This is a genomic window from Corynebacterium sp. KPL2895 (genome assembly GCF_040225815.1).
GTDB classification, from domain to species: Bacteria; Actinomycetota; Actinomycetes; order Mycobacteriales; family Mycobacteriaceae; genus Corynebacterium; species Corynebacterium rhinophilum.
The window spans coordinates 1-3,868 of sequence record NZ_JBEHFY010000046.1 but is presented as its reverse complement, the minus strand read 5'-3'; the positions used below and the strand labels follow the sequence as shown (position 1 = coordinate 3,868).

The 3,868-nt window shown below is 53.3% G+C and carries 4 protein-coding genes and 2 pseudogenes; 2 read left to right on the top strand and 4 right to left on the bottom strand.

Annotated elements, in window-relative coordinates; genetic code table 11:
* Positions 1-69: 69 nt before the first annotated feature.
* The 4 genes and pseudogenes from ABRP95_RS11925 to ABRP95_RS11905 form a co-directional block, all read right to left on the bottom strand.
* Positions 70-606, bottom strand: coding sequence for an IS3 family transposase (locus tag ABRP95_RS11925; RefSeq protein WP_284785900.1), 537 nt, complete (start codon positions 604-606; stop codon positions 70-72).
* A pseudogene (locus ABRP95_RS11920) lies at positions 603-945 on the bottom strand (transposase). The gene ABRP95_RS11925 and the pseudogene ABRP95_RS11920 overlap by 4 nt, the downstream one beginning before the upstream one ends.
* 35 nt (positions 946-980) lie before the next feature.
* A pseudogene (locus ABRP95_RS11915) lies at positions 981-1,418 on the bottom strand (transposase); the annotation flags it as partial.
* A 1,184-nt stretch (positions 1,419-2,602) separates the two neighbouring features.
* On the bottom strand, positions 2,603-3,106 hold the full coding sequence (locus tag ABRP95_RS11905) for a hypothetical protein (protein WP_284785898.1): 504 nt from the start codon (positions 3,104-3,106) through the stop codon (positions 2,603-2,605).
* Positions 3,107-3,179: 73 nt separating this feature from the next.
* Here ABRP95_RS11905 and ABRP95_RS11900 point away from each other — a divergent pair, with 73 nt between their 5' ends.
* Positions 3,180-3,587, top strand: a complete 408-nt coding sequence (locus ABRP95_RS11900) for a hypothetical protein (protein ID WP_349839486.1) — start codon at positions 3,180-3,182, stop codon at positions 3,585-3,587.
* 57 nt (positions 3,588-3,644) lie between these two features.
* The gene (locus tag ABRP95_RS11895; RefSeq protein ID WP_349839485.1) at positions 3,645-3,806 is read left to right on the top strand and encodes a hypothetical protein; all 162 of its coding nucleotides are present in this window, start codon (positions 3,645-3,647) and stop codon (positions 3,804-3,806) included.
* Positions 3,807-3,868: the final 62 nt, after the last annotated feature.

Here is a 3,868-nt window from a genome sequence, read left to right as displayed (position 1 = left end):
GAAACCAAGTCTTCGGCTATACTGACCACAGCAGCATAGCTAGCCCCCGATGTGTCCACTTTCCGGGGGTCAGGCCCAAGCTTCGGTCCGCATCGAATCTGACAGCGCCCATCCGACGATCCGCCGGGAGTAGACGTCGGTGACAAACGCGGTGTAGACGAATCTTTTTCGTGTCCGTACATAGGTAATGTCGGCCACCCACAGCTTATTCGGTCCTTGAGCTTTAAATTCACGCTCGACCAAGTCCGGGCGCAAATCAGGCACATTAGGCTTACGGGTTGTGATTGGTGATCCGCCTTTGCCTTTGCCAGAAACGCCAGCCAGGCGCATCAGTCGGGCGGTTTGTTCACGCCCGATATCGATTCCTTCACGGCGAAGTGCATGCCACATTTTCCGCACACCGTAAACACCATAATTATCTCTATGAACAGCACTAATGCGTTCAACCAACGCAGCATCACGAAGGCGACGAGCACTTAACCCGCGAGCCTTGGACTGGCGATAACCACGCGAGGTGATAAACCCACCAGCCCGGTTATTTTTCAACGTCTTACAAATGAACTCGACAGAGAAACGATTCCGGTATTCATCGATGAACCGGATCATTTCTTAACGTTTGGGGTCGAGTTCCGACGCGAAAAAGCCGACGCGGCCTTCAGCAGCTCATTAGTGTCGCGGAGCTCTTGATTTTCACGACGTAGCCTGGCATTTTCGGCGGCCAAATCTTCAGGCACAGGTTCTGGGATGCTCCCCGCACGCCGGGCCTGCTGGGTCCATTGACGAGCCGTGTGCCATGAAACCCCCAGCTTTGGGGCTACTGCCTGGCATGCGGCCTGCATCGACATATTTTCCGCCAAGATGCGGTCTTCCACGAGACGGACCACACGGTCCTTTGCATCCTGGTCAAATTTTCTTGGCATGTTCCAGATTTTCCCATCTACTCAAACGGAACAAAACCTGGGACACTTCAGTGGCTAGGTTTATAGGTATTTGTCGAAGCGGTCGGGAAAGGCCACGGCCATCTGGTTGATGGCTTGTTTCCAGCCGGACACTCGGGCTCCTTCCATGAGTCTGCCGGCTGTCGCGGAGACTCGTTTGCCTTGCTTGGCTCTCTTTGCGGCTCGTTTGTCTTCAATATTGCAGATCATCAACCACAGCGTCTTGAGGGCGGATTCATCGTTAGTGAACTGCACCCTGTTGCGAGTAGCTTTACGCAGCTGGTTGTTAAACGACTCAATGGAATTCGTCGTATAGATGACCTTCCTTGCTGCTGGCGGGAACTGCAGAAACGGTACGAAACGCGCCCACGCGTCCTGCCAGACCTTGACTGAGCGTGGATATTTTTCTCCCAATTCAGAGGCTTCAAATTCATCTAAGGCCGCCTTAGCTGTGGACTCGTCCGCGGCGGTGTAAGGGCCCGACCCCCGATGTGTCCACTTTCCGGGGGTCGGGCCCAAGCCCAACGTCTGACGGATGCAGCAATCATTGATGCCTACGAGCACGCCTACAACGTCGCACAGCGTCACGGCGGAGCAGGACGCGACAGTGAGATACCACCGATGCGCGACCGCCAGACCATGGCAAGGCGCGTGCGCGGCTACGTCACCCACTCCAAGAGTAAGGCCTACACCAGCTCTAGCGCGCCAGGAAAAGCTACCAGCAGCGAACGCAAAGCACTAGCCACCATGGGACGTAGAGGCGGTAAGAAAGCCGCAGAGCGCTGGAAAACCGACCCCGAGGGTCAATATGCACAAGAGCAACGGGAGGCCCTAGCCGCTGCAAACAAACGACGCTCTATCCAAGGGAAAAGCACTCAAGCGAGAGTCCTTAGTGCTGCTTTGGATGCGCTTTCACAGACTGGAGAAATTCCATTGGCACGTGAGATAGCGAACGAACTCGGCGTTACTAAGCGGACAGTGAATCTGCATCTAAAGACCCTGCGAGAGCTAGGAATGCTTGGGTCCTGATAGGTGGGAAATGCCGTAAGCAATATACGGTTCCCCTGCCGCTAGGCAGTTAAGTAAAACCTCTCTTAACAAGATTAGGTTGGATGAACTATGCCCCGGTGTCACTAAGAGTGCCAATAGTGTGTAGGCGCTAGCGCCAGAAGACAAGTAGATCGAGCAGCTCCGTCCAGCTGTGGATCGCGTCCATGGGGTCGGCAAATATCGCGCCGATGGCAGCGCCTAGCGCGAGCGAGGGCAGTTCAGAAAGTCGCTTAAGACTGGTGCGAGGGTGCGAGCGTTTTTGCACAGGAACCTCCTTTGCGTGACCGTATTTCGGTCGTGCGAAAAAGGAATATCCAAGCCGGTGCGTTGTCCGGCTCCAGGTGCTCGGTCTGGGCTGCCGCCCGAGCCGACCGGCTCGGTTGCCCCGGTGCAGTCCTGGCGTACTCAATCGCCTAGAAGTGTTTGGCCCTCCATATGAAAAGCTTGCCCAGGCACGCGAGTGGGTGAATGCTGGTATCCCGAAGGCTGAGGATGCGCGCAGGCTCAGCATTGGCAGGACCGCATTATATCGCTACCTCTAATAGAAAGACTCAGGGACGCCCCTCTGCTTTTGGCTTGCAGAGGGGCGTCCCTGAGTCTAAATCCTACGGTTACTAGCACTGTGTTGAGAGGAACGTGCCTGCCCCCAAATGCCCTGCGACAAGAGCAGCACGGGTTGCTGGATGAAGCTTAGCTACATTTTTCGCCACCTTCAGAGCTTTTTCCCAAGTGGCTTCATGTCCACCTACAACAGCTGCAGTCGCAGCGTTACACAGGTAGGCTTCCCAGTCGGTAACGATTCCACGTGCTCGGGTTTCCGCAACCGGCCCATGTCCACCCTGTTCCTCAAACTCGAGCACCTCATTGCGATTCAAAACAGTCACTCCATTTGGGCTATTAATGGTGATTGTGTTCGCCGCAGCATCTTCCGTCAGGGTCGTGACACCATCAGGGCCACTGATCGTTGTCACATCTCCCTCTGTAGTGATAGTGGTTTCTTCGACATTCGCACCGATTTCTTCGGTAGCTTCCATTGTCGATTCGGCAGCCCCAGCCGAATGCGCCCCTCCGAGCGCAATGCTCAGAGCGAGCACAATTCCCGTGACCTTCTTTTTCATTCGATAGACCTCACCTTTCGAGTAGAATTAACGAGACGTTTCTTATCAAACCATATTTTGGAGTGTTTTTCTGATGAGTCGTTTGATTGGCTTTGCAGGGATTGCCGTGCTTGTGGTTTCAGGAGTCTTTGCTTTATTCGGTTACACAAAAATTTCGTATTTTTTGCTAGCCGTTGCCGCCGTTGATCTCATGGTTGCCCGGATCTACCAGCCTGACGAATCCAATGACAGAAGAACGAAACAGCTAAAGGCAGTTAGCTGCTTCGCCATACTCCTCGGCACACTTTTCATCTATATAACAGGGTCTTGGATAGGAATCATCGCAATCAACTCAGGAATAATAGATCTCATGTCCGGAGAAAATTCAATACTAAAAAGCAGCCACAGAAGCAATAGAGCTGTCGGCTCTAATGCCAAATGTCGTCGGCCATTGAATGACCTCAAACAGCTAGGCACCTTCGTTCCATTTCTGTTTTTCTAGCTTGCTCATTCAAGAATTCTTCTACCGTTCTGTGATTCTTGGATTAGGCAACGTGTCATGAAGCGGATCGACGACAGTCAGCGCAACTATGAAATGTACATCAAAAACCGCGCGCGAAAACTTCTCAACCAAGTCGATACTGGCCATTTAACTTACGGTGAGTCCCATGTTGCGGCGGTGGTTATTTCTACCCAGAACGACCACGGACCTGACCCCTAGTTGGTGGACACCTGATATCCAGCCTGGTTGGGTTGGGAAGAAAGGTAATCTGCCACTATGTC